Annotated in this window: 23 protein-coding genes; 17 read left to right on the forward strand and 6 right to left on the reverse strand. The window is 45.5% G+C overall.

Going from position 1 to position 25,090, the window contains the following annotated elements; translation table 11 throughout:
* Positions 1 to 2: 2 nt before the first annotated feature.
* Together HW988_RS18375 and HW988_RS18380 are read left to right on the forward strand one after the other, a co-directional pair.
* Positions 3 to 1,040 (forward strand): aminoglycoside phosphotransferase family protein, encoded by a 1,038-nt coding sequence (locus tag HW988_RS18375; protein WP_255490113.1) that lies wholly within the window; start codon positions 3 to 5, stop codon positions 1,038 to 1,040.
* On the forward strand, positions 1,037 to 2,029 hold the full coding sequence (locus HW988_RS18380; protein WP_181605573.1) for a sugar phosphate nucleotidyltransferase: 993 nt from the start codon (positions 1,037 to 1,039) through the stop codon (positions 2,027 to 2,029). Before HW988_RS18375 ends, HW988_RS18380 begins: the two co-directional genes overlap by 4 nt.
* 1 nt (position 2,030) lies before the next feature.
* Here HW988_RS18380 and HW988_RS18385 read toward each other — a convergent pair whose 3' ends face one another.
* The 3 genes from HW988_RS18385 to HW988_RS18395 form a co-directional block, all read right to left on the reverse strand.
* Complete coding sequence (locus tag HW988_RS18385) at positions 2,031 to 2,996, reverse strand: hypothetical protein (protein WP_181605574.1); 966 nt, start codon at positions 2,994 to 2,996, stop codon at positions 2,031 to 2,033.
* A gap of 8 nt (positions 2,997 to 3,004) precedes the next feature.
* Positions 3,005 to 4,492 (reverse strand): hypothetical protein, encoded by a 1,488-nt coding sequence (locus HW988_RS18390; protein ID WP_181605575.1) that lies wholly within the window; start codon positions 4,490 to 4,492, stop codon positions 3,005 to 3,007.
* A gap of 78 nt (positions 4,493 to 4,570) precedes the next feature.
* Positions 4,571 to 6,766: a Tad domain-containing protein gene (locus HW988_RS18395; RefSeq protein WP_255490114.1), complete on the reverse strand. Its 2,196-nt coding sequence runs from the start codon at positions 6,764 to 6,766 to the stop codon at positions 4,571 to 4,573.
* 108 nt (positions 6,767 to 6,874) lie between these two features.
* On the opposite strand from HW988_RS18395, the gene HW988_RS18400 reads away from it, so the two are divergent.
* The 3 genes from HW988_RS18400 to HW988_RS18410 all read left to right on the forward strand — a co-directional run bounded on the left by HW988_RS18400 (position 6,875) and on the right by HW988_RS18410 (position 10,358).
* Positions 6,875 to 7,750, forward strand: a complete 876-nt coding sequence (locus HW988_RS18400; RefSeq protein WP_181605577.1) for a hypothetical protein — start codon at positions 6,875 to 6,877, stop codon at positions 7,748 to 7,750.
* A 1-nt stretch (position 7,751) separates the two neighbouring features.
* Complete coding sequence (gene nagZ / locus HW988_RS18405) at positions 7,752 to 8,864, forward strand: beta-N-acetylhexosaminidase (RefSeq protein WP_181605578.1); 1,113 nt, start codon at positions 7,752 to 7,754, stop codon at positions 8,862 to 8,864.
* Between the two features lie 105 nt (positions 8,865 to 8,969).
* Positions 8,970 to 10,358, forward strand: coding sequence for an energy transducer TonB (locus HW988_RS18410; RefSeq protein ID WP_181605579.1), 1,389 nt, complete (start codon positions 8,970 to 8,972; stop codon positions 10,356 to 10,358).
* Positions 10,359 to 10,437: 79 nt separating this feature from the next.
* Here the strand turns inward: HW988_RS18410 and HW988_RS19185 are convergent, their stop codons facing one another.
* Positions 10,438 to 10,566: a hypothetical protein gene (locus HW988_RS19185; RefSeq protein WP_255490115.1), complete on the reverse strand. Its 129-nt coding sequence runs from the start codon at positions 10,564 to 10,566 to the stop codon at positions 10,438 to 10,440.
* A 96-nt stretch (positions 10,567 to 10,662) separates the two neighbouring features.
* Positions 10,663 to 11,493 carry a hypothetical protein gene (locus tag HW988_RS18415; protein WP_181605580.1) on the reverse strand — a complete coding sequence of 277 codons (831 nt, stop codon included), beginning with the start codon at positions 11,491 to 11,493 and terminating at the stop codon, positions 10,663 to 10,665.
* On the opposite strand from HW988_RS18415, the gene HW988_RS18420 reads away from it, so the two are divergent.
* The gene (locus HW988_RS18420; protein WP_181605581.1) at positions 11,492 to 12,598 is read left to right on the forward strand and encodes a M23 family metallopeptidase; all 1,107 of its coding nucleotides are present in this window, start codon (positions 11,492 to 11,494) and stop codon (positions 12,596 to 12,598) included. The two genes, HW988_RS18415 and HW988_RS18420, sit on opposite strands and share 2 nt — an antisense overlap.
* Here HW988_RS18420 and HW988_RS18425 read toward each other — a convergent pair.
* On the reverse strand, positions 12,595 to 13,866 hold the full coding sequence (locus HW988_RS18425; protein ID WP_181605582.1) for a hypothetical protein: 1,272 nt from the start codon (positions 13,864 to 13,866) through the stop codon (positions 12,595 to 12,597). The two genes, HW988_RS18420 and HW988_RS18425, sit on opposite strands and share 4 nt — an antisense overlap.
* 130 nt (positions 13,867 to 13,996) lie before the next feature.
* Between HW988_RS18425 and galU the strand changes: the two genes are divergently transcribed.
* The 11 genes from galU to HW988_RS18480 all read left to right on the forward strand — a co-directional run bounded on the left by galU (position 13,997) and on the right by HW988_RS18480 (position 25,057).
* Positions 13,997 to 14,881, forward strand: coding sequence for a UTP--glucose-1-phosphate uridylyltransferase GalU (galU, locus tag HW988_RS18430; RefSeq protein WP_181605583.1), 885 nt, complete (start codon positions 13,997 to 13,999; stop codon positions 14,879 to 14,881).
* 45 nt (positions 14,882 to 14,926) lie between these two features.
* A complete protein-coding gene (locus HW988_RS18435) occupies positions 14,927 to 15,781 on the forward strand; it encodes a hypothetical protein (RefSeq protein ID WP_181605584.1) in 855 nt (284 codons plus the stop codon).
* Entirely contained in the window at positions 15,778 to 17,817 is a 2,040-nt protein-coding gene (priA, locus tag HW988_RS18440; protein ID WP_181605585.1) for a primosomal protein N', read from the forward strand. Before HW988_RS18435 ends, priA begins: the two co-directional genes overlap by 4 nt.
* A gap of 54 nt (positions 17,818 to 17,871) precedes the next feature.
* Positions 17,872 to 18,705, forward strand: coding sequence for a CFI-box-CTERM domain-containing protein (locus HW988_RS18445; RefSeq protein ID WP_181605586.1), 834 nt, complete (start codon positions 17,872 to 17,874; stop codon positions 18,703 to 18,705).
* A gap of 55 nt (positions 18,706 to 18,760) precedes the next feature.
* Entirely contained in the window at positions 18,761 to 19,900 is a 1,140-nt protein-coding gene (locus tag HW988_RS18450; protein WP_181605587.1) for an NAD(P)-binding protein, read from the forward strand.
* A gap of 266 nt (positions 19,901 to 20,166) precedes the next feature.
* Positions 20,167 to 21,096, forward strand: coding sequence for a 30S ribosomal protein S2 (rpsB, locus tag HW988_RS18455; RefSeq protein ID WP_181605588.1), 930 nt, complete (start codon positions 20,167 to 20,169; stop codon positions 21,094 to 21,096).
* Between the two features lie 180 nt (positions 21,097 to 21,276).
* Positions 21,277 to 22,203 (forward strand): translation elongation factor Ts, encoded by a 927-nt coding sequence (gene tsf, locus HW988_RS18460; protein WP_181605589.1) that lies wholly within the window; start codon positions 21,277 to 21,279, stop codon positions 22,201 to 22,203.
* A gap of 1 nt (position 22,204) precedes the next feature.
* A complete protein-coding gene (gene pyrH / locus HW988_RS18465; RefSeq protein ID WP_142701929.1) occupies positions 22,205 to 22,918 on the forward strand; it encodes a UMP kinase in 714 nt (237 codons plus the stop codon).
* Between the two features lie 21 nt (positions 22,919 to 22,939).
* Positions 22,940 to 23,506: a ribosome recycling factor gene (gene frr / locus HW988_RS18470; RefSeq protein WP_142701930.1), complete on the forward strand. Its 567-nt coding sequence runs from the start codon at positions 22,940 to 22,942 to the stop codon at positions 23,504 to 23,506.
* 14 nt (positions 23,507 to 23,520) lie between these two features.
* Complete coding sequence (locus HW988_RS18475) at positions 23,521 to 24,252, forward strand: isoprenyl transferase (protein ID WP_181605590.1); 732 nt, start codon at positions 23,521 to 23,523, stop codon at positions 24,250 to 24,252.
* Positions 24,224 to 25,057 carry a phosphatidate cytidylyltransferase gene (locus HW988_RS18480; protein ID WP_181605591.1) on the forward strand — a complete coding sequence of 278 codons (834 nt, stop codon included), beginning with the start codon at positions 24,224 to 24,226 and terminating at the stop codon, positions 25,055 to 25,057. The genes HW988_RS18475 and HW988_RS18480 overlap by 29 nt, the downstream gene beginning before the upstream one ends.
* The last annotated feature ends 33 nt before the right edge of the window (positions 25,058 to 25,090 follow it).

The following is a 25,090-nucleotide window of genomic DNA, read 5'->3' on the forward strand; positions in this document are numbered from 1 at the left end:
CTGTGAGAATTTTTCTTATGGTCACTCACGATGAATTTCTAAATTCTTTTTTAAGCCGCTCATTATCTACAGATGCATTCAAGGTATTTTCTCTTGCAGGAGATGCCTCGAATCGTCGCTATTACCGCGTGGTACATGACAATCAATCATGGGTTCTGATGCGCTGGGAACCATTTGATCCCGCCAACTACCCTCTGATGAGTGTTCTCAATCATTTTGCTAAGAACGGTATCCACGTCCCTAAAATCGTCGCGATGTCACCAAGCGAAGGATTGATCCTTCAAGAAGACTTGGGCGATTTGATGCTTGAAAGAAAATTCTGGGAAAGTCAAAGCCACGAGTCCTCTATGGAGTGGTACAAGCTGACAGTCGATGAGGTTGTTAAGATTCATCACAAGGCAACGCTTGATCACGATCCGAACTGCTCTGCCTTTAAGATGAAATTTGATACAGAAAAATTTCTTTGGGAAATGAACTACGGCAAAGATAATTTGTTAGCTGGTGTTTTAAAGTTTCCTTTCAATGACAAATCCAATAAAGAACTTTCTGATATCTTTTTGGATATCTGCTCGCGCCTGGATGCGGAACCGAAACGCATCGCTCACCGCGATTACCACTCACGCAACGTGATGATCAAACTTGATAAAGTTCATGTAATCGATTTCCAGGATGCGCGCCTGGGACCGATCCAGTATGACTTGGTAAGCCTGATGCGTGACTCTTACGTAGATATGAGCGATGAAATGGCCGCGAAGCTGATCAATTACTATTTGGAGCAATCTAAACAGTATTTGCCGAAAGATTTCTCGCGCGAACATTTTGATCGCATGTATGAACTTCAATCCATTCAGCGCTGCTTTAAAGCCTGTGGCAGTTTCGCCAGCTTCTTCCACCAACGTGAAGATCGTCGTTACTTGAAGTATCTTTCCGGCACTCTTCGTCGCGTAATGAAAGCGATTAATGAGTTCCCAGAGTACAAGGTGTTTGCTGATATATTGATTGATTCAGGGGCTCTTGAAAGAAAGTACGAATCTCTATGAATGTAATGGTCCTTGCAGCGGGTGAAGGAACTCGGCTTCGCCCTTATACAACTCAACTTCCAAAGCCTGCCATTCCGTTTTTGACTTTGCCTTTGGCCGCGCACGCTTTGGGATTTCTGCAGGGAATTAAGATTAACAAACTTGTGGTAAATACTTATCACTTGCCTGAAAAGATCCACACTCTATTTAACAAGATTAATCACCAGGCAAATGAACTTATATTTTCAGATGAAAAAGGTAAGATTCTCGATAGTGGTGGCGGGCTGAACAAGGTTCACAGTCACTTCAAAGACGGCGGAGACTTCATCTTGATGAACGCCGACACCGTGATCCTTCCAAAAGACTCCGAGATTCTTAAAAAAGCGATCTCTCACCACCGTTCTACAGGAGCCGTGGCGACGGTACTTGTGATGTCACATCCCGGCCTTGGTACACAGTTCGGCGGAATCTGGGCCGACGGCAAAAATGCCATTAAAGGCTTCGGAAAAGGAAAAGTCGAAGGCGCCGAAACAGCTTGGCATTATATCGGAGTTCAGATTTTTTCGGAAAAAATATTCAACTATCTGCCTAAGCAAGATGTTTCGCATATTTTCTATGACGGTGTCATGGCTGCAGTTAACAGTGGCGAAACAGCACAAGTCTATCCAATAGAATGTACTTGGTTTGAAACTGGAAACCCTACTGATCTTATTGAGGCCTCGAAATACTGCGTGAATGCTTTGTTAGGGGATGACGGCCATGAAAAACAAGCGCTGGAAAAAACCTTCGCTCAATATTCATCATCAAAAGTCATCACTCAAAAATTCAATGAAGCAAACCTGCAGTTTTCTTCTGAAGCCATCATCGATAACGAATCTAAATTTTCTGGATTTGTAAGTGCCGGGCCAGGAGCTGTGATTGGTAAGAATTGTAAGTTGGAAAACGTGATCATCGGAGACGGTGTCCATGTTGCTGACGGCACCACCGTCAACAACACGATTTTGCTTTAAACTATTTTTTCAAATCAACATCCGAGGCGCCAAAGAATGAATCTTGGCTCTCTTTGACTTTATAACGACGAGACATCATCAGGAAAATACTATCTGCCGCAACACCAATCGGCTCGCCGTTATAGTTCTTACTCATGCCTGCAGCCAGTCTTGAATTGTCTTTATCCAACAAACTTGATGACCCACGAGCACCCGCATAGCCTGGATAGGCACCACTTCCACTGCTGCCATCACCACTTGGATAGCGACTGCCGCCTCCGCCACCAGAGCTTTCGTCATAACCCTGCGCCTTCGTCAACGCGCCGATTTTTACTTTCTCTAAGGCTTTCTTTTCGATGTCCTTAGAAGTCGCCATCGCTGCATCAATAGCACCTTGAGGAATCCCCGCAGATGCCATTCCAGCCGCTGAACTTAGATCAGACACGTTATAGGATTTTCCATCTGGAGAAGTAATTTTCGTCGCAGAGCTATTTACCAAACCTTGTGCTTTCAGACTGCTTAAGCCGGCTTCCGCTTTTTTCATATAACTTGAGCCGACTGATGCATTTGATTGATAGTCAGGATCAGAGCTTGATGCCAACCCGGAGTTGTAATTCCCAGAACCGTAAGCATCCGACAGGTCCGCTGTATTGTAAGATTCGCCAGCTTTTTGTCCATTCGCTTTTGACTGCTTCATGGACATAATTCCCATTGCTGTAAATAGAGCAGCTACAGCACAGGCACTACCATCCTCGGGACAGCGTGACCAGTTTTGAGCAGCTACCGCAAACTCTGTGGCACTTGCAACAGCATTGAACGCTTGCGCCGAATTATTTTTACTCGCATTGTTATTCGCGGAGCTGTTAACAGCAGGAATCGATGAAGTTTTGCTGCTTTCCACTCCCGTTTCTGCCGCGAAAGAATACGCAGGAGACAACGCGATGCTAAGACTGCAAACCGATTTAGTAATCGTTTTAAATACTGTCATGTTGTCTCCTAGTTATTTAGTAAAGAAGATTTATTATCCTGGTAGCGATCACGAACTTTTTCCCAGTTCGATTTACCACCCTGACCGGTTACTTCTTTAACCCAATTCTGTTGCGCGCCACCCATCTTTTTTGGATCTTTTGCTCCACCTGGCAAGTAACCACGAAGACCTGACTTATCACTGGAGGAATCACCACCACCCCAGCCTCCGCCACCTCCGCCGCCGCTAGAGCCAGCTAAGATATTAGTGTCGAGAGCTTTATGACCTGATTTATCTTCACCACTAGCTCCGGAGCCACTGCCGCCTCCGCCACCACCAAGGTTTGCGCCGCCACCGCCAACGGGAGCACCAACACCACCACTGCCTGAATCATTGGATGGTGAGCGACCTGTTGTTGAAGGAGTATTGCCCGTTGCCAAATCAGCTGCCGTCAACCCATCTTTGCTTGATGAAGCTGGTGTCGCAGAAAGTGCTGACAAACCACTGCCAGCAGAACTCATTGAAGATTTCGCAGCAATAGAGCCGCAACCTTCAAGCATTGGATTTTTTAAACAGATACATTCTGGAAGATTTGCATTCGCTTCAATCTTACAAGTTTCCGCAGTCGTCGCCACGTCAGTTCCCGCAGAAGAATCCGTCGCTTCCTCGCAGCTCTTACCTTGTTTCAAAGCATTCACCACGCCATAAATACCGGATGCCGCTGAAGCAATTAGCTGCGGATATTTACTTGTACATACTTGCGATTTTCCAGCGATAGATTGAATGTCGCCAGTCTGAAGTTCTTTACCGATAAGATTCAAAATCGTAGCCTGCAAATCTTTGTAACGTGCCACTTGGGCAGAACAGTTCGGATCTTGGGGATTTCTGCACACAGGCGTCGAAGCTTTCACGGCCTTCTGCATGTTTGCAACGGCTTCTTTAGTGCTGGAACAATACCATCCACAGTGACCCTTAGCTGCACCACAAGCTGCCGTATAAGCTGTCAAAGCTGCTTGGGCAATACCCATACCTTTACCAAAAGCACTGCATGAATCACTCACTCCAGATGCGCCTGCGACTGTCCCCAAGACGTTCAGTGCCGCTACGGCATCCTGAATTTTAGGACTCAAATTGGACAGACAGGCATAGGCCGCCACTGATTGACCTTTTACACAAGTATCCCAGTTGCCAATATACTCGTTGTACGCGGCCTTTTCGTTTTTGATCTGATTGTCTTCGATGAATGCGCCGTTCAATCCCACCAACTCACTGAAGTTTTTTTCGAATTGTTTTCTAACGGCTTCCAAACCACCAGCTGTCGCTTCGTTGGTATCGGCAGCAACACTTGAATCAAGTGATGTAACTGGCGCAGAAGCAGACTTAGCACCTGCAATTTGCTTCGGCTTAGCGAAACCTACTTCACTTGCTGGTACCGTTTCTTGTTGTGCGTAAACGTTCCCACCTGCAAATGAGATCGCAAAAAGAATAGTAAACACGCGAGTTATCGCATTTCTCATAGATATTCCCCTACCTGTCTCTTTTCGGACAAAAGTCAGAGAATCTTAACTGTCTCAAGTTGAGAATTTACGAATGAGCTAGAAGTCTGAAGGCGGCGGATTTTTGATTTTAGCCTTGCCGGAGTTATCTCCACCCAGTTGCAGCTCAGAATTCAAATAATCAGAGGAGATCATTTTAACCGAATAACCCGAGGTACCGCCCACAATACAATTGCCAGAAGTTGGCGGAACGGGAGTTTCACCATCGTATTTTGGCTCTACTGTACACTTACCCAGCTTCTCCGTATTCAGGGAGTAGTCCAATAAGCCGTTATCAGCCCAACCCGTAAGTACGTTTTTCCAGTCCTTGGAAAGGTATGTCAGCTTTTGGTCAATATCTAAAGATAGAGTTTGAATCTCTTTGCTCTTTAAAACTTTATATTGGTCTTTCACGCTGAACTCTTCCAAGTTCACATCACCCTGCTTGTAGTCTTTGTGATAGCCAATGTCGGGACGAATGGATTTATCAAAACCAGGATTCGCCTTAGGCATAAACTTTTCTTTAATGCGCTTATAGTAGTTATGATAAAAATCTGGCTCGATAGAGTAATAAGCCATATCAAATTGGTCAGGCAGAATTGCTAAAAGTTCCAAGGCGCGGAATCGCGAGGGACCTTTTACTTCCTCGCTCCAAGCCAATAGATCTCCATTGCCATTACTTTTCCTGGCAAAATCAAACGGCAATTGATTCCAGTGACCGAAGTTAGGAGCCGTATCTTGAAAATCAGGATTATCCTTCGTTCGTTTGTCCCATGTTGGATCCAATTTAAAAATCGCGCGACCAAACTGATATAAAAGGTTTCGACTTTTCAAACCATATTGATCACCAACGAAGCGGCTGTAATTTCCTGCCCGAGTTGGATCTTTGGGATCGCCGATATTGCCAGTATCATAAATTCTTGGGGGAAGATTTGCATCGATCTTACCACCACCTGCAGAACGTTCGGAACCGCTGGGCCATTGCGATTCATACCAAGGGCCCATTCTGCCTCCGAATGGTTTAAAAAATGCGCGCGCTTTTAAATCAACGGCACCCAATGGAGAGAAGGGAATGTTTGGACGAGTGACAGCCGAAACACCAACATACGCCATACACCATGGGTTTTTCTCGACGCCCATTGAGTAGTTATAGGGATCCTCAATCTGACTGCGAAGACCGACGAACTGAGAAAGCTCCGAAATATCTCTCCATAATGGATGCCCTTGGTTTTTTACAACTTCGGCAGGCCAGTTATTGCGATCCGAGGCAAGTTCTCTTGGCACGCGCTCAATATTGTTTGCATCAACATTACAGACCGTATCCACATAACTAAATGCAGGAGCTATACGAATGGGAACCAGCCATTTTGCCGGCAATTCATCTTTTGCAGGATTATTGCAACCATCAGCACCCAAAGAGTTATAAACTTTAAATGACTGCATCCCATCTTTATTTGCAGCCGTCAGATTGTTATCTAAAGTTGCTTTGATGCCTTTTTTTACTGATTCTCCATCTAGATCAAAAAAATCTTCTGTCTCGTTACTCATGGATCTAGAAATTGTTGAAATAAGCAGCATCCTATCTGCTTGATCCATATTGTAACCCACCACCCACTGCGCCAGCAGTCGATAATTGAAGGCTCCAAAATATCGACAACGCTCGAACGCCAAGTTTCGAAATGTTTCCGATATATTTGTCATTGCAACGTTCACACTGTGAAAACCAGCGATCGTTGGGGTTGGTCCGAATACCTTGACTCCGCTCATACCTTTTAAGTCTCTGCAGGTATTCTCGTTCGGCATCGGTTTGAATGGAACATACGTAGCACAAAAAGATGGTGCATCATAAAAGTCTTTGGCCGCCGGATTGATATCATCAGTATCCGCGCGCCCTGGATAAATTTGTAAATTATTAGCTGGGATTTTGTCGAGCGGATGTTCCGACATATCCCCCGCCGATCCAACCATACGATATCGCCACGCCAGCAGTTTCCAACTTTGACGAATCTGATAATTGATATGTGCGATCGCATTCATGTTCTCCGCTTGCTTCATTGCACCGTAATAGGCAGCAAGATCAACGGAGTTCTGTAAGTTGATTTTGTGATGGACCAACAAGCCAACGTTGATGACCATAGCAAAGAAGATAAACAGAATTTGAAATATCAAGGCGACAAATAGCGCGACCTGACCCTGAGGGTTTTTGAGTCTTCGAATAAGTTGGTCACGCAGTTTCATCATGTGGTTAAAAAACATTGTCTCGTATCAATTGCACAGAGGCAATAACTCGACCTTGAAAACTTTGACTTGTTCTATAGTGAGATGACAGACTTTTAGCCATGATAACTAAGGGGAATCTCGACGATGGTCCGTAAATACTTCTCTGCCCTTATTGGCTTCTCAATTTTTACTGCTCCGCTGGTTTCCAACGGTGCCGTTTTGTTTGAGGGATATTCAAAGATTAACGCGAACGACGCCCATATCGGCTACGTGGTCAGCCGCTACGAGTTTGACGACAAGAAAAAGCAATTTATCTCTACGTACTTTATTAAAACCGGAAAAGGTCCCACTGAAACCACAGAAAGTTTGAAAGCTTTCGCGGACGCGGAGCTGGCTCCGATCTCTTACGAATACACATCGCTGTCTGGCAAAGAATCCAAAACGATCGATGCCAAGTTTAAGGCTGGCGCAATGACTGCGATCGTCAGCAACAATGGCAAATCATCAAAAATTGAAAAGAAAATTCCCAAAGGAACTTTCTTGTCGACGTTTCTGGTTTATTTGATGCTGAAAAGTAAAGACGGTCTTCGTTCTGAAACAAAATACGAATATCAAGCCATTGCTGAGGAAGATGCCAGCATCTCCAAAGGCCAAGCTCTGGTTGGTAAAGAGCAGATTTTTAATGATTTCAAAGTATTCAAAATTCTGAACACCTTTAAAGACGCCAAATTCCTTAGCTACGTAAATGACCGTGGCGAAGTCATTGCGACGAATGCAATGGGTACGGGAATTTCAACGGAACTGGTTTCCACTGCCGCAGAAGCGACGAACGGGCAATCTTTCAGTACAACTATTTTGAAAACATTGTTTGCGGGTGTTCCAGCGGGCACTCAAAATGTTGTTGCTCAGGGTAAGAAAGCAAAACCAGCGACACTACCAACCACGACAATTAACGCTCCAGTAACGGCACCAGCGAATCCCGCTCCTGCCACTCAACCAGAAAACGAACCGGGTCAATAGTATGGGAATCAATCAAATTATCGGACAGCACATGTTTATCGGTATTCAAGGTCACTCTTTGACTGCCGACGAAAAGAAATTCATCGTCGATAACAACATCGGTGGTATCTGCCTGTTTGGTCGAAATGTCGCTGATCCAAAGCAGGTTCATGACCTGTGCGCCGAAATCCAATCTTTGCGTCATAAGCAAGCTGACAAGGCTCCCCTATTTATCGGGATAGATATGGAAGGCGGCCGAGTCCACCGCTTGAAGCCGCCATTTACAGTTTGGCCAGCACTTCGCAAATTGGGCGATCTGGATGCCCCAACTGTTTCCTTTCACTTTGCAAATCGTATGGGTCAGGAATTGAAGGCCGTTGGTATCAATTTGGATTTTGCGCCGTCGGTTGACGTCTTTACTAATGAAGCAAACAAAGTTATCGGCGATCGTTCGATAAGTTCTGATCCTGAATCTGTCGCTAAACATGCCTCTGCCCTGGTTCGCGGTTACATCAAAGCTGACGTGATCACTTGTGCAAAACATTTCCCTGGCCACGGAAACACTTTGGTTGATAGCCATGAGGATCTTCCTGTGGAAAACCTGGACAGAGAACGCCTGGAAAGTTGCGAACTGATTCCGTTCAAAAAAGCATTCAAGTCCCGCGTCGACATGGTGATGACTTCCCATATTATGTTCCCAAAAATCGATCCAGATTGGCCAGTGACGTTGTCAGAAATTTTCGTAAAGAAAATGATCAAAGAAGAACTTCGCTACAGAGGCTTAGTGATCACTGACGACTTGGGAATGAAGGCTATGTCTTCTCACTATGGTGTTGATGAAATCCCGGTTCGCGCTCTTCAAGCTGGTTGCGATCTTCTTTTGTATTGCAATGAATTCGACGTACCTCCGCAAGCTGTGGAAGCAATCTTAGGTGCTGTGGCGCAAGGCACTTTGGATCAAGCACAACTAGAGTCATCTTACAGAAGAATTTTGGATCTGAAAAAAGCCAAAATCACCAATCCAGATCCACTGGATATGAGTGAAGTTGTGAAGATCGTTGGCCACGCGGAACATCTTAAGATCGCTGCTGCCATCAACAGCGGCGTCTCCCCAGACGGGTTACTGCCAGAGTAACAGTCATGAAAAAATTACCCAGGCCACCTGCCCCAGCTTAAACAGGGGCTCCCACAAGCTGGCCTGGGAATTGATAATACTCCCCCTATAGTCAGAGGAGTATTTATGGGTTTTGATAAAAACAGCGAAGAACTAAATTCCGAGAATCAGCTCGATTTGTTTTCGTATAACACCTCAAAACTCGATTTTATTCCCGACCTGAAAATCCCGGCTCCTCGCCCGCCAGAAGCAAATAAATCCCCGCGCTTTATGACTTTGTCAGTGGCTCTGCATATCGCTGCAGCTGTCGCGGTTGCCGTCATCAGCGTGCCGTTGGTGAATGAGATCAAAACCGAATCAATTACGATCGAACTTGAAGAGCCAACAGTTCACGAAGTGACCAAGGGTTCTCCGGTGGAGCCCACTAAAGGTGGCGCAGCAGCAGCTCTTCCGGAAAAATCTCCTGTTAAAGAATCTCAAGAAGTTGCTGCCGCTCCTGTTGAAACGGCTCCGGCTCCAACAGAGGCCGCAGTCGTAGCTGCTCCTGAAGTCATTGCAGAACCAGTTCCTGTTATCGAAAAGCCAGCACCTAAAAAAGCTGCGCCGAAAGCCGTAGCTGCCGCAAAACCATCCAGTCCCAAAGCTGCCAAAGCAGCTCCTGCAAAAACAAACTTTGCCGCAGTTCCCATGTCGATTGATGACATCAACTCTCCAGAGCTTGATGAAGGAGAGATCGCCAATCAAAAATCTGAAGCAAAATTAGGTGAAGACTTCAATCAAGACTTCGACGAAATCGACAGCAAGCACGCCAACAAACTTGCCGCTGAAGAATCGCAAATGAATGCGATGGCCGAAGCCTTGTCTGCTGATCAAGAAAGTTCTCTTAAATCTGTTGAAGACCAGAATCAGGCAGATTCTGCAGCTCTAGCAGAGTCTCAAAAGAATCTTCGTCATAAAAATGCCAAAGCGATTGCTTCTGCTTTGGCTGCCGAGAAAGCAGCTGCTGAAGCTGCCGCTCGCGAGAAAGCCGCACAACGTGCAGCTGCGATTGCCGCTGCAACTGCTGCAAAAGGTGCTGACGGCGCTGGTGGCGAAGGCTCAGGTAAAGGTGAAAAACAAGGTGCCGGTGCAGGTAACAACGGACTTGAAAAATCAGGTCAAGAAGTTGCGGGTGCTGCTGAAGGTGTCAGAAGTTTAGATCAATTAAAACAGATGCCTGGAAACCCACGCCCTCAATACAGTGAAGAGGAACGCCTGAAAGGCAATCAAGGTCGCGTAAGTTTTGAAGCTTACATCACTAAAGAAGGTACTCCTGTGAACTTCCGCATGAAGCAATCCACAGGTTTCAGAAACCTGGATGCTAAAACATTGGCAGCTCTTAAAAAGTGGAGATTCTATCCAGGCCAAGAAGGCTGGGTGGAAATGCCATTTAGCTGGGATTTAAAAGGTGGCGTTCAAGAAGTGAAAGGTCGCTTAAGAACTTCGGTAGGGCAGTTACAAGGTAACGGCTACTAATCTCTTGTAACAAATTGTACAAACGCAAAAAGCCTTTGGTGAACCCAAAGGCTTTTTTACTTTTAAAGACAGAGGCTAATTAGTCTTTGAAAAGAACTTTAGCAGATTTAGTAGTACCGTTAGTACGTACTGCTGCTTTACGTTTTTTACCGCTAGTAGTTTTTTTCTTTTCGCGAATGTATTCAGTTTTTTTAGTTTTAGAAGCCACGGTTTACCCCCGGAATATTTATTAAAACTCCGGCCGTGCCGAAGTGCGCCATTATCCCATCAAAGCCGGGATAGGCTAGACGGAACGAGTTAACTATCAAAACGGAATAATCAAGTCAATCGAATGCCTATAATCTGATGATTTTTGTGTATTTCCGAAATAGGCATAGTTTAAACGGAAGCGAGGACCGCTAAACCCGACACCGGCGGAAACCAGGGGTCTGGAGTCGTCAAAATCGTCTGAATAGCCGAATCTGAAGACTATAAAGCGATTTATGAAGGTTTCAAGGCCCAAACCAGCGTATCCCTCGGAATCGCCATCCACGCGAACACGGAACATTCCCTTATAAATATAGTTAAATCCCCCGCCAACCTTGGTTTTATAGCGGAGCTCCTCAGGAGCCGTATTATTGTTCTCACCGAAAACATTATAGACCACCAGACCCAAACCCATGTCTGACATCGGCGTATAAAGAAGGCCCAAATCCCCGTTTACGGAGTGATAGCTGCCCTGTTCAAGAGTCTGCTCAAGGTAATGTCCCGTCAAACCCACGGACCATTTATCTTTAAAGAACTCCGCCAATGTGATGCCGATATCGTGTTCGTTCAGCTCGCCAAGAGTTTTTGTCATCTTGGATTTTTGCACATACGCAGCCGCTGCAGGAAGCGTACTTTCTTTTGTGTTATCACTCAAAAAAGCTGCGAACTCTTTATCTGCGAAAGATGTGAAAAGAAAACGTCCCCCTAGATGAGCCATGGATGCAGGATTCAGGAAACTAGCATCACCGGGCTCCACAGCCGCACGTCCAGTTCCACCCGCTGCTACTGACGCCGAAGAATTATAAACTTGGGCCAGTGCTTGGTTCGAGCTAACATAAATGAGGAGAAAAACAGAAAGTTTTTTTGCAAAGCTCAAAGGATGGAGCATGAATCAATACCTCGCACGCATCGTGTGCACGTTCATTTTAGTGCTCACATACTATCAATCAGTTCATGCTGGCGCCAACAACTTTACGGCCAAACAAATTCGTTCCGGTGATAATCTTTTAAATATTTTGCGCCAACAGGGTTTTTCCACCCGTGAACGTGAAAAAGTTCTGGCATCTGATCTCGGCCTGCGTCGTCTGTTTCTGACTTTAGATACACGCTACCTGGTTCGTCGCGATAAGAACGAAGTAGAACTTCGTGTTTTCGACTCTCAAACTTCTGATGCCTTTCGTATTTTGAAAAAGAATGGTGCGATTCAGGCGGCACCCTACAAACCGCAATTTAGGACAACAGTGCTTAGAATCGACGGGAAAGTTCACGGATCTATTCTGGGCTCCATTCTTCCCAAAATTAACAGCAACTGGGTGGCAACTCGCTTCACTGACGCTTATGTATTTGATATCAAATCTGCAAAAGAACTGCGCCGAGGAGCACCTTTCTGGTTCACAGTTGAAAAGAAATATGAAAATGGTTTGTTCGTAAAATACGGAGAGATTCTACAAACTTCACTAGAGATCGATGGCGACATAGTTCGCAAAAAATTCGTTCGCTCCAAAGACGGTGGCGTGTTCTTTAATGATCAGGATTTGCAGGAAAAGCGCGCTTTCTATTCCCCGGTTAATTACATCAAAATCGCCAGCACCTTTCAGCCAAATCGATTGCATCCCATCACTCGCAAAAGAGTTCCGCATTTGGGTGTCGATTTTGAATTGCCGATTGGTGACCCTGTCTTAGCCGCACGCAAGGGCCAAGTGGTTCGTTATGGAAACAATCATGCGGCGGGGAATTTCATCGTGCTTCGCCATTCAAATGGCATCGAATCCTCGTATAACCATCTTTATAAAATTGATCGCAGAATTCGCGAGGGCTTGATGGTAAATGCGGGAGATAAAATCGCTGAGGTAGGTTGTACAGGTTATTGCACTCGCGCTCACTTGCACTTCGCCTTAAAAATAAAGGGCCGAATGGTCGACCCTTTGAAATATATTAAACCTTATCCACAAAACATGCATCAGCTCTTAGCTTCGCAAGTGGCGTCTAATTAGAATTTTGTACAGATCGTTGCATAGTTTGCGCAACGTTTTGTCGGAATAACACTGTTCGGATAAGAAGCCGCGGAAGTACCAATCAATGGGTTGTAACAAGCAGCACCCGCACTGTATTCCACACCCTGAGCCACACCATTCACCAAATTTTCAGTATAGCATGACGGCACTGTTGCTTTAGGAACCAAGCAACCTTGTGTCACATTAACATCCCACTGGTGAGCCGGGAACTGGCGGCGAACAATGTCGATTTCCGCACGCAAAGCCGCGCTGGCAGTAATTTGTGCCTCGGTGTGAGGGGCACATGAAGCCAGGTCGCGATTCAAATAAACTTTATAAACACGGTTACAATTCCAGTTCGCAATCACATTACCGGAACTCAGATCAACTTCTTGCAGAGTTTGCAATACATTCAGAGGAGAGAAACCATTGGAAACACCCGCTGCCTGACCGAAGGAAAAACGGTAACCGCGACCGTAAGCCAATGCTTTATTTGTGGTACTAGCCGAAACCACGCTTCCAATATTTGTGGAATCATTCAGATATGTCATCGTCATCTGACCTTGCACTTGCAAGATATCACGCAAGCTTTGGGAGATACTTTGATCCGAGTTGAACTTCATATTGGCTTCAAGAGTACGAGTATTCGTGGAGAACGGGAAATAGCGAACCGAAGCCCCACGATTGTTCAACAACGTATCCATGATATATGTCGAAGACAAAACATCAGCCATCGGAATCACATCTGTATTCAAGGCCAAAGAACCTGTTGCAGAATAAACGCTGTTCAAATTTGAGCGGTCACGAATCGCCATCGTCGGCATCACATTGATGTTCGTCGGCGAGTCACCCAGATATTCAGCATACTGGGCTTTAGAAACGGCGTTCGCTGGATAGATCGGGCTAAAATTAGCATCAACATAGGAATAGAAACTTGCAGGGATCGTGATGCCTGCAGTTTGGTAAGCACCCGCGCGGATTGAATAATAAGCGCTGCTGCTCGGTAGAGTTCCTGGCTCAGCGCAAGAGTTATAGGCGATTTGGTCAAATCCACCGTCAAACGCAAATGGGATCGCAGAAATTTTTCCCGCCATTTGTGAACCGTACTTTGAAACGAGCGCCGCGTCCAAGCTGGAATAGTCAGCTACGTCGTCAAGGGATGAGTCAAACCCGGCTTTGCCGCAGTTTTGAAAAGAAACAACAAGAGCCAATGAGGCAGCTATGACCCCAGCAACCTTCAACGTTGTTGGCTTGTTTGGCATTTTCATGGAAATTCCCCCGTTCTTAAACCTTACCACGACGTAGGGAACTTCTCTGGTAAAAAACAGATTTGGGCCCCATTTTCAGCACGGTTTATTATAGCTTGTCTTAGAATGAAACGTTTGCGATTTTAAGAGGATGTCTAAAGTAAAAAAAGCCATAATTCCAGCCGCAGGTCTAGGTACCAGATTTCTTCCAGCAACGAAGACAGTTCCGAAAGAAATGCTAACCATTGTGGATGCACCCATCATTCTTTATGTGGTGGAAGAAGCGATCAAAGCCGGTATTGAAGATATCGTGCTTATCGCCGGCCGTAACAAGCATGCTATCGAAGACTTTTTTGATACGTCTTACGAACTGGAAGATAAACTTCATAAAGATGGAAAAGAGAAGCTTTTAGAGCGCGTTACCAAGGCACGCGATGCTGCGAACATCATCAGCATTCGTCAGAAACAAGCCCTGGGCTTGGGGCACGCAGTCCTTTGCGGCCTGCCGATCGTCGGCAAAGATCCATTTGCGGTCCTATTGGGTGACGAAATCACGATGGAAGCCAATGGTCAGGACAACGTGACATCTCAGTTGGTAAAATCTTTTGAAGAAACTCAAACTTCCACGATTTCGATCATGAAGGTTTCTGAAAAAGACGTTTCCAAATACGGTATCGCTGAAGTTGAAGAAAAATCTCCGGGCTTTTTCAAAGTGACTTCACTGGTGGAAAAACCGAAACCAACAGAAACTAAAAGCCGCTGGGCTTTGCCAGGTCGCTACGTTTTTGACAACGCCATTATGGACCTGTTGGCAAATGCAAAACCTTCTTTGAATGGTGAAATCCAATTAACCGACAGCATGAAGATTTTGTGCGAACAAAAAGGTCTTAATGCGATGACTTTTACTGCCGATCGCTACGATGCTGGTGATAAGCTGGGCTATCTGCAGGCGAACATTGAACTGGCTTTAAAAAATCCAGAACTCAGCACGGATCTAAAGGCGTACATTGTTGAGTTGGCAAAAACTCTTAAGTAAAATCTGCATTCCGACTAAATCGGAATCGCGTGAACCGGGGACTGTATGAGAAAAGTATTAATCGCATCACTTGTTGGAATTTTAAGTCCGGCGCTGGCTTCAGCTTTCATTTTGCCAACCAGAACTATTTTGCAGAAAACTTCTGATAATGCCGGCAGCGGTATCTACGCCATCGAACAAGAAGTTCAATTTGCCAATGGGGATGACACAATTCACGTGCGCGAAACTTGGTTGATCGATAACGATCGCACCATGCGCCTGACAGTCACTGGTACCAAAGAGCTTCAAGGTAACTTCCGCATGCAATTCCTGTATGCAGGTGGACAGCGCTACACGGTTCTTAACGGCGCCAAGAAAAGCGAGAAAACTCCAGACGACTTTTTGGAAAAGTATTTAAATTTCCGCAGCCCTGAAGTTTTCGCCAACAACCTGGCACAGCTTAAAATTATTCCTCACGGTGGCTACTCAAAACGCATTCTTGCTAAAAAAGGTGAAGATGTGAAATACGAGCCAGAATCCTGGGTTCGCTATTCCCGCACAGGCGGAGTTGTGAACTATGCCTTTGGGACACCAACACCTGAAGATGATAAAAATGGCAATCCGGGTCTGTGGATCGAACAAGATCAATTCGTCATTCGTAAAATCCGCCTGCCAAGCCAGGTTGAAATGACGGCTGATAACTACAATCAATTCGCCAAGGGTTTATACTACCCTCGTTCGCGCACAATTCGTTGGGGCAACAACACGGCGACTATTCGACTGATCAGTGCTTCTGCCCGCCCGGCAACTGCTGTGACACAATTCCAACCAAGTTCTTTGGATATCAACACCAAGCTTGACGGTTTGGAAAAACTGGCCGCCAAAGACGCGATCATTGAGTTCTATTCGAGGTTTAGATGAGTGAGGCTCTTCTCTGGAAGGTTGCAGTTGATGCTCCCCTTCCAGAGGCTTTGACATACAGCTACGCTGAGCCTCTGATTCGCGGCCAATTGGTTAACGTTCCTCTGGGAAAAAGAAAAACGAAGGGCCTTGTTCTTGGGCCCACGACGGAAGTTCCCGAATTTAAAGTTAAAGCCATTGATTCTATCGACCAGGAGTACGCTCCCCTTCCGGACGCTTTCGTAAAGTGGCTGGAGTGGCTGGGTAATTACTACCTGCACCCTGTGGGTCAGGTGGTTCAATCGGCTTTTCCTCCGCTTAAAAAAACGGAAAAACAACGGGCAAGCAAACGTGCTCCCGTCATTCCGCAACTTGAAAGCGATAAACTTCCTGAATTAACTCCGGAACAAAAAACCAGCATTGATGGCATCGCTGCCCACCAGGGTTTTTCGACACATTTGTTATTTGGTGTGACAGGTTCCGGAAAAACTGAAGTTTACCTGCGCCTTTTGGATAAGGCGTTAAAAGAAGGAAAACGCGGCCTGGTGTTGGTTCCAGAGATTTCTTTGACGCCACAATTAATTCAACGATTCGCTCGACGCTTTGGTGATAAAATCGCAGCGTTACACTCGCAACTAACCGACCGCGAACGCACCAATCAGTGGTGGGATGTTGTTGAGGGTCGCAAATCTATTTTGATTGGCGCAAGGTCTGCATTGTTCTGCCCGGTTCCCGATTTAGGAATCATTATTGTCGACGAAGAGCATGAGCCATCTTACAAACAAGACGAAAAATTAAAATACAATGGTCGCGATGCTGCCGTCATGATGGGAAAAATCATGAACTGCCCTGTCGTGCTTGGTTCAGCCACTCCAAGTTTGGAGACCTGGAAAAATGCACAAGAAGGCAGATACTTTCTGCATCCATTAAAAAATCGTGTCGCTGGACGGGCACTACCCGATGTTGAAGTCATCGATTTAAGAAAATTGAAAGCCGATGACGATCATCAAAAACTGCTGATCGAAAAATACTCGCACCTTCCTTATTGGATGAGTCCGCAACTATTTGAACGGATGCGCGAAACGTTGGATCGCGGCGATCAGAGCGCGCTATTTTTAAATCGTCGTGGGATTGCCCAAATGGTGGTGTGCCCGGCTTGCGGTCATACTCGCGAATGTCCCAACTGCGATATCTCATTAACTCTGCACGCGGGCTCGCATCTGGTTTGTCATTATTGCGACTATCACGAACAGATGAAAAAGAAATGCCCTGACTGCAAAGAGGGCGAACTGGAAGCGATTGGACTGGGCACAGAGCTTTTAGAAACTGATCTTGCGCGACTTTTCCCAGGGAAAGTTATCGCTCGAGCTGATCGTGATGAAATTCAAAATCGCGCCGATCTGGAAGATCTCATCGCCCGCATGGAAAGTGGCGAGATTGATATTCTCGTCGGAACTCAAATGATCGCCAAGGGTTTAGATTTTCCAAAATTGAAACTTGTCGGTCTGGTGCTTGCTGACGTGGGTTTCAACCTGCCCGATTTCCGCGCCACAGAGAGAAGTTTTCAACTGATCACTCAGATGAGTGGTCGCAGCGGACGTCACGTGAAAGAAGGCGAAAGCCCGGGCCTTGTAATCATTCAAACTTTCAACACTGAACACGACAGTCTGACTTTCGCTCAACATCATGACTTCGAAGGTTTTGCCACTAACGAATTAAATGTGCGCGCAGCTTTGAATTATCCACCGGTGGGTCGACTGGTCAGTTTCCGAATTCAAGGAACGCATTTAGGAAAAGTCGAAGAGACAGCTCGACTTTTAGCTAGACGTGCACACAGCCTAAAGGCTCAGATTGAGAAGTATAAATCTATTGAAATTTTAGGTCCAGCAGAGGCCGCACTTGCGAAGTTGCGAGGACAATTCCGATATCATCTCCTCGTAAAATCGTCTCAAGGCGCGATCACGAATCCGTTTTCACGCCAACTCCTGGGGGACCAGGAATGGGTTCCCTCAGGCGTAAAAATTGTCGTCGATATTGATCCAATGAATTTGCTTTAAGGCAGTTCTGAGACGTAAAATACTTAGGTATGCCCTCTTTGGGTAAGGATGCCTATGATTCAATGCCCGCGTTGCGGAATTCAAGTAACAGAATTACACCCGATAGAAGCAGATCTATCGGCGAAGCTTGCACAAGCTGGCGAAGCACATTTGCCAGCGGAAGTGTGTGCGGGTTGTATTTCTGATTTACGCAGAACCGCTGCAACCAGCAGTGGTGGTGTGTTGATGGCGCAAGAGCGCGCCCGCGAACAGCACCGCCTGGCACTTTGGAAAAGTCGCGTGATGTTGATCAAGCAAGCACGCAACTCCATGGGACAAAAGCTTTACGCGGAAGCCGCGATTGCTTATGAAAAATATCTGAAAATTTTGGATATCGTTTTTGAAGTAAAAAAAGGCGAAAAACTTCGCCCTGAAGCCTTCAAAGAAAGCGCCCGTCATACCGAGCTCACAGTTGTCGCGTCGGTATATTGGGATTTAATGCGCATCTATGACACTCATGACAAGTATCACGAGCGTATGCAGAATTCCGCTAAGCAACTGGCCATCTTCGTTCAGTTCACGCCGATTTATCCAGATATTATTAAAAAGGCCGAATCTTTTGTCCGCTCTGCCAAAAATCCAAATATCGTTAAGAACTTTTTGAAATTGGCTGACAAAGAAAGACCACGCTGTTTTATTGCAACTTCTGCGTTCGGTCCTCAAGCTCTTGAGGTGCAAACGTTGCGAATGTTCCGTGATGATGTTTTAAAAGAAACGTTTTTGGGTCGTAAATTCGTTTACTTCTATTATAAATTGTCTCCTTCAATTGCTTGCTTACTCGATAAGCACTCCTGGCTCAAACCCGCTGTGAGAGCCGTCCTGCGCACATTGATTAAATGCGTTAGCTAAAAATTCATGCCCTTCCTTCTTGCAAAGTCCCGGTCTTCTAGGGGATTGTATTTGCATGGCTCATATTTATGATTACGCAATTGTCGGTAGTGGTTTAACAGGTCTTAGCATCGCAGCAGCTCTCAGCCGCGAAACTAAGAACGTCGTTTTGTTGGAAGGACTGGATATTTCCTCTGGCGCCAACAAACAAATTAATTTCCCCACGGGCCCGATCAACAATGGTATCCGTTTTGTTCCTGATTCAGTTTTGTCTGAAAAAGCTTTGGGTTTCCTGGAAAATCTTCTGGGTCAAAAAGTGATTGCTGATGTTTCGGACGAAGCCCCTATCACCTACGATTCTGGGAACTTTAAAACTTTCCTGGGCTTCGGCGAAAATCCCCCGGCGTTCTGGGAAGAATTGTCTTACTTCACTTCCAGCAAACGCATTGATTTGCATTTGCAGCCTTTTCAATGGGCGCAAATGTTGATGGCAAAATTCACCGGCGATTTCATGCCGCGCTCTTATGTGACAAAGTTCCATCACGAAGGCGATCGCGTACACTCTGTGACTGTGAATGGCTCTAAGACTATTCACGCCCAGAACTTTATCTTTGCCGGTAGTGTTCGTGATCTTGCACTGTTGTTGCCAGAAGATACGATCTCTGCACGCGCTCGTGCAAAACTTAGCAAAAATGCTTATTGGACAGCTTTGTGTATTGATATTTGCCACGGCAAAGCAGTGACTGATTCCACGGCAATGCACATCCTGAACGGCACGACTCAAGATGAAATCGGTCCTTGTGCTGGCCGCTTCCTTCCAGCTGTGGAAGTTGACGGCAATATGATCCAAGCTTCGCAATGGATCACTTTCATTGAATCGGAATCCACTGACGACAGCGAAGTCGTGGGCATGGCTTTAAAGAAAATCAAACGCCAAGTAAAACGCGCTTACCCAGAAGCTTTGGATAACTTGAAAAGTGAAAGAATCTTCGTCTCCCCCTACATCGCCGGAAATGGCGATTTGAAGCTAAGCGCAAATCAGACAATTCCAAGCCTGGAAAACCTATGGATTTCTTCCGCTACTTTGAACGAGCAAAAGAACCTTGTGGGCGCACTTTTACAGGCAGAAATGATCGTGGCTTCCTTGGGATTCAAAGTTGAAGGGGCTGTTGCTTCTGAGGCACCAACTGAAGAGTTCTCTGAGGCATCGCTGTAAGTTACTGAAATAATTAGATCTTTTATGGCGCCGCCGCAGAAATGCTGCGGCGTTTCTTTTTGGCGGTTTTCATTCTTAAAAACATGCTACCAGACTGAGCAAAAGATCCTTGCTCTTCTGTGCCACGCTATGATATCCCGTGAGTCCAACAATAACACACTCTAGAGCACTAACTGGTCCCCGAGTACTGAAAAAGGGGTCTTCCGGCGAATCAAAAAAAGCTGGCTCTGCACTAGAGGAGGATTAACCAGAAAGGACGTACTACCATGGCACAAGTTACCATGAAAGAAATGCTAGACGCTGGAGTTCACTTCGGACACCAAACACAGCGTTGGAACCCAAAAATGAAACCTTACGTATACACAGCTAGAGGCGGTATCCATATTATCGACCTTCAAAAGACTGTTGTTCGCGCTAATAAAGCTGCTGAATACGTAAAAGAAATCGCTGCTAACGGTGGTCGTATGATCTTCGTTGGTACTAAAAAACAAGCTATCGAGCCTGTTCAAGAAGCAGCAGCAAAATGCGGTCAATACTACGTTACTAAACGTTGGTTGGGCGGCATGATGACTAACTTCGAAACGATCAAATCTTCTATCGATCGTCTTCGCAAAGTTGATGCTATGAAAGAAAAAGGCGAATTCAACTACCTTACTAAAAAAGAACGCGCAAAAATCGAAAAAGAATACCTTCGTTTGTCTGAGTTCTTGAACGGTATCCGCGACATGAAAGAAATGCCTTCTGTTATGTTCGTAGTAGACCTTCCTAAAGAACACATCGCAGTTGCTGAAGCGAAACGCTTGGGCATGACTGTTGTTGGTATCGCTGATACAAACTCTGATCCAGAGTCTATCGATTTCCCAATTCCAGGGAACGACGATGCTATCCGTTCTATCAAATTGTTCGCTAACCTAGTTGCAGACGCTTACCTTGAAGGTTCTAAAACTTGGGAACAAAAACTTCGCACAATGACAGACAAACAATCTGACGTTGCTAAAGAAGCTAAATCTGAAGGTAAAGAAGACGCTCCTAAACGTCGCGCTCCTGCAAAAGCTGGTGCTAAAGAAGCTCCTAAAAAATCTGCAGGTCCAGCGGTTGTTAAAGCCAACAAAGGTCGTAAACTTGTTGCTGCTGGTACAGCAGAAGAAGTTGAGATCCAAGCTGAGCTTGAAAACAAAGACGAATCTGCAGAGTAATTTCTGTCAGATCTCTGAAGAAAGGGTGGCTTGACCACCCTTTCCTTTGTCCCGCCTTCGCTGAAGCTTCGGTGTGACAAGTCCCCCTCGGTATCATTGAGGGAATTTTATATAAGTCTTATTTAATTGCCCTACTTCGACGATGTCGAAGTGTAAATTAGAATTGAAGGAGTCTTCCTAATGTCTATTTCCGCTACTCTTGTTAAAGAGCTAAGAGAAAAAACTAACGCAGGTATGATGGATTGCAAAAAGGCGCTTGAAGCGACTTCTGGCGATTTCGACGCTGCTGTTGAATGGTTGCGCGTTAAAGGTCTTGGCGCTGCAGCTAAAAAAGCTGACCGTATCGCTGCTGAAGGTGCTGTATTCGCACAAATCAACGGCAACACAGGTCTTGTTATGGAAATCAACTCTGAAACTGACTTCGTTGCTCGTAACGACGGTTTCAAAGCTTTGGCTGCTGACGTAGCTGAGCACATGTTCAAAACTGAACTTGCTGCTGATGCTTTGTCTCAACCTTTCGCAAAAGACCCTTCTAAAAAATTGGGTGATCTTTTCACTGAAGCAACTGCTACTATCGGTGAAAAAATCGTTCTTCGTCGTCAAGAAAAATACACTTCTACTGCAAACACATTGGTTCACACTTATGTGCACGGTGAAGGTAAAATCGGCGTGATGATTGAAGTTGGCGTTTCTAAACCAGAAGCGACTTCGAACCCAGCTCTTAAAACTTTCGCTCAAGACGTTGCATTGCACATCGCTGCGATGAACCCAATGGCGATCTCTTCTGAACAAATCCCTGCGGATGTTGTTTCTAAAGAGAAAGAAATCCTAACTGCTAAAAACCTTGAGTCAGGCAAAAAACCAGAAATGATCGAAAAGATCGTTGAAGGTCAAATCCGTAAATTCTTGGCTGAAAACTGCTTGATGGATCAAGCTTTCGTTAAAAATCCGGACTTGAAAGTTTCTGATTTGGCGAAAAATGTTGGTAAAGAAATCGGCGCTGACGTTACAGTTAAACGTTTCGTACGTTTTGAATTGGGCGCTGGTATCGAAAAGAAATCCAACGACTTCGCAGCTGAAGTTGCAGCTCAAATGAAAGGACACTAGTTTGAAAGCGCCTGTTTATAAGCGTATTTTGCTGAAGTTAAGTGGCGAGGCTCTTGCTGGTAAGCAAGGAACTGGCATCAACACTGCGACAATCACACAGATTGCGAATGACGTAGCAGAAGCTTACAAGGCAGGCGTTCAAATTGGTCTCGTTATCGGCGGCGGTAACATCTATCGTGGTGTTGCCGCATCTGCTGAAGGCATGGATCGCGCAAGTGCTGACTATATGGGTATGCTTGCGACTTGTATCAATGCCCTGGCTCTTCAGGATGCTCTTGAAAAAGCCGGTGTTCCGACCCGTGTACAAACAGCTATTGAAATGGCTGAAATCGCAGAGCCTTATATCCGCCGCAGAGCTATCCGCCACTTGGAAAAAAACCGCTTGGTGATCTTCGGTGCTGGTACCGGAAACCCTTACTTCACTACAGATACAGCCGCCTCTCTTCGCGCGATGGAAATCGATGCTGAGGTGATCATGAAGGCGACTAAAGTTGACGGTATCTATGATAAAGACCCTGTGAAACACGCTGATGCGAAGAAATTCGATAAGATCAGCTATATTGATGTACTAAATCGCGGCCTACAAGTGATGGACTCAACTGCGATTTCAATGTGCATGGATAACAAACTTCCGATTATTACTTTTGACCTTTCAGTTCCGGGTAATATCCTTAAAGCTGTTCAAGGTGAAAACATCGGTACCCTGGTACAATAGGGCACCACAAGGAGATTCAACATGGCAATTGCTGAGATTAAAAAGAACGCTCAAGCTCAAATGGATAAATCTGTTCTTGCTTTGGGTGAAGAACTTAAAAAAATCCGTACTGGCCGCGCGCAAGTTTCTATGCTTGATGGCGTTCGTGTAAACTACTACGGAAATCCATCTCCACTTTCACAAGTCGCTTCCATCTCTACACCAGATGCGAAATCTTTCCTTATCGCGCCTTGGGAAGTATCTATTCTTAAAGACATCGAACAAGCGATCATCAAATCTGAGTTGGGCATGGCTCCAATGAACGATGGTAAAGTGATTCGTTTGAAAGTTCCTGACGTAACTGAAGAGCGTCGTAAAGACCTTGCTAAACAAGTTAAGAAAATCGCTGAAGAAGCACGTGTAGCTGTTCGTATGGCTCGTCGTGATGCCAACGAAGCTATCAAAAAAATGAAAGCTGACAAAAAAGCGCCTCTTAGCGAAGACGAAGCTAAAAAAGGTGAAGCTGACATTCAAAAAGTGACAGACGATATGATCAAAAAAGTTGATCAAATCGCTGAAGAAAAAGAAAAGTCAATTTTGACAATCTAGGTTTTGGGAGCCCGGTGACTCTACCTAAGCATATTGCAATCATTATGGATGGTAACGGTCGTTGGGCTCAGCTCAAGCGAAAGCCTCGTACTTTTGGTCACATCAAAGGTACTCGTGTCGCTAAGAAAATCATTACTGCATGTTCTCGTAAGGGCATTAAAAACCTTACTCTATACGCATTCTCGACTGAAAATTGGTTCCGTCCTCAAGCTGAAGTTTCCTTCCTGATGAAAATTCTGCGCCGCTATTTAAGCAAGGAAACCAGCAATCTAGTTAAAGAAAACATTCGCTTTTCCGTGATCGGGGATCTTTCCAAAGTTCCTGCTGACGTATTCAACGCTATTCAACAGGCTCGCGAAGCTACATCTAAATGCACAGGCTTGAACCTTGTCTTTGCATTGAGCTATGGCTCTCGCCAGGAAATCACTTTGGCCGTGCGTGATATCGCGCAGATGGTTGCCAAGGGTGCTATTAAACCTGACGAAATCGATGAGGCTTTGATTAGCACTTCGTTAAGCACGTATCCGACTCCAGATCCTGATTTGATTGTTAGAACAAGCGGCGAGCAAAGACTTTCAAATTTCTTGTTATGGCAGGCCGCTTATTCGGAATTCTACTTCACGGAAACTCTGTGGCCTAATTTCACAGAAGCTCATCTTGAGGAAGCCTTGACTGCTTTTTCCGTGAGACAACGCCGTTACGGCAAGGTCTCTACAAATGACAACTTGGAAAAGCTTTCTAACTAGAGCCGCGTCTGCCCTGGTGGCATTGGCAATCATCTTTGCACTTTACTATTTCCTGAAAATTCCAGGTTTGAAAATCATTATCGCATTTGCTGTTGCACTGAGCGTTTGGGAACTTCTGGGAATTCTATTTAAAAATGAAACTTCAAAAACCCTTAGAGCGGCATTCTTCATTCTGTCGTTTTTCGTCTTTGCTGTTTCGACAATGGCTCTGAATTTGGGCGCCATCGTCTATGCCATCTCTTTAATTCTTTTAACGATCATCAGTCTGCTAAAACTTCACAACACAGGTGATTTGCAGCGCATGGGGAAGTTCCAGGCGAATGCTGCTTTGGGATTGATGTACGTGGGATTACTGCCCTCGTTCGCTTTCCGCCTGCTTGATCAAGAGCAAGGTATTTTCTGGTTCATTTATTTGCTGGCTGTTGTTTTCGCTGGCGACACAATGGCTTATGCCTTTGGTGTTCTGTTTGGAAAACACAAAGTGATGCCGTCTGTTTCTCCTAAAAAAACCTGGGAAGGTTCCCTTGGTGGAATTTTGGGCTCCGTAGTTGCGGGGACAATTTGCTGGAAGTATTTGCTGCCGGAATTTTCCGGTTATTTCATTGTGGGACTGGCTGCTGTCTCAGGATATGTCGGTCAGTTCGGAGATTTCTTCGAATCACTTCTTAAGCGTGTTGCTGAGGTCAAAGACTCTGGCAAGATCATGCCGGGTCATGGCGGCGTTTTAGATCGTATTGACGGTGTCCTATTCGCAAGTCCGGTAGTTTTGCTTGGCGTTGTGATCCTGTCTCATCTTTTGTCGTAAGAATAAAGTCGAGCACCCCGACATAAAGTTTGT

Origin of the sequence: Bdellovibrio sp. KM01, from assembly GCF_013752535.1 — a bacterium.
Lineage (GTDB): Bacteria > Bdellovibrionota > Bdellovibrionia > Bdellovibrionales > Bdellovibrionaceae > Bdellovibrio.

Coding starts and splice junctions, on each gene's coding strand:
- HW988_RS18450 (WP_181605587.1), top strand. CDS start 18,761: ATGGCTCATATTTATGATTACGCAATTGTCGGTAGTGGTTTAACAGGT.
- HW988_RS18385 (WP_181605574.1), bottom strand. CDS start 2,996: ATGACAGTATTTAAAACGATTACTAAATCGGTTTGCAGTCTTAGCATC.
- frr (WP_142701930.1), top strand. CDS start 22,940: ATGGCAATTGCTGAGATTAAAAAGAACGCTCAAGCTCAAATGGATAAA.
- HW988_RS18480 (WP_181605591.1), top strand. CDS start 24,224: ATGACAACTTGGAAAAGCTTTCTAACTAGAGCCGCGTCTGCCCTGGTG.
- rpsB (WP_181605588.1), top strand. CDS start 20,167: ATGGCACAAGTTACCATGAAAGAAATGCTAGACGCTGGAGTTCACTTC.
- HW988_RS18435 (WP_181605584.1), top strand. CDS start 14,927: ATGAGAAAAGTATTAATCGCATCACTTGTTGGAATTTTAAGTCCGGCG.
- HW988_RS18425 (WP_181605582.1), bottom strand. CDS start 13,866: ATGAAAATGCCAAACAAGCCAACAACGTTGAAGGTTGCTGGGGTCATA.
- HW988_RS18415 (WP_181605580.1), bottom strand. CDS start 11,493: ATGCTCCATCCTTTGAGCTTTGCAAAAAAACTTTCTGTTTTTCTCCTC.
- HW988_RS18420 (WP_181605581.1), top strand. CDS start 11,492: ATGAATCAATACCTCGCACGCATCGTGTGCACGTTCATTTTAGTGCTC.
- HW988_RS18445 (WP_181605586.1), top strand. CDS start 17,872: ATGATTCAATGCCCGCGTTGCGGAATTCAAGTAACAGAATTACACCCG.
- priA (WP_181605585.1), top strand. CDS start 15,778: ATGAGTGAGGCTCTTCTCTGGAAGGTTGCAGTTGATGCTCCCCTTCCA.
- HW988_RS18390 (WP_181605575.1), bottom strand. CDS start 4,492: ATGAGAAATGCGATAACTCGCGTGTTTACTATTCTTTTTGCGATCTCA.
- HW988_RS18395 (WP_255490114.1), bottom strand. CDS start 6,766: ATGTTTTTTAACCACATGATGAAACTGCGTGACCAACTTATTCGAAGA.
- nagZ (WP_181605578.1), top strand. CDS start 7,752: ATGGGAATCAATCAAATTATCGGACAGCACATGTTTATCGGTATTCAA.
- HW988_RS18410 (WP_181605579.1), top strand. CDS start 8,970: ATGGGTTTTGATAAAAACAGCGAAGAACTAAATTCCGAGAATCAGCTC.
- galU (WP_181605583.1), top strand. CDS start 13,997: ATGTCTAAAGTAAAAAAAGCCATAATTCCAGCCGCAGGTCTAGGTACC.
- HW988_RS18380 (WP_181605573.1), top strand. CDS start 1,037: ATGAATGTAATGGTCCTTGCAGCGGGTGAAGGAACTCGGCTTCGCCCT.
- tsf (WP_181605589.1), top strand. CDS start 21,277: ATGTCTATTTCCGCTACTCTTGTTAAAGAGCTAAGAGAAAAAACTAAC.
- HW988_RS18400 (WP_181605577.1), top strand. CDS start 6,875: ATGGTCCGTAAATACTTCTCTGCCCTTATTGGCTTCTCAATTTTTACT.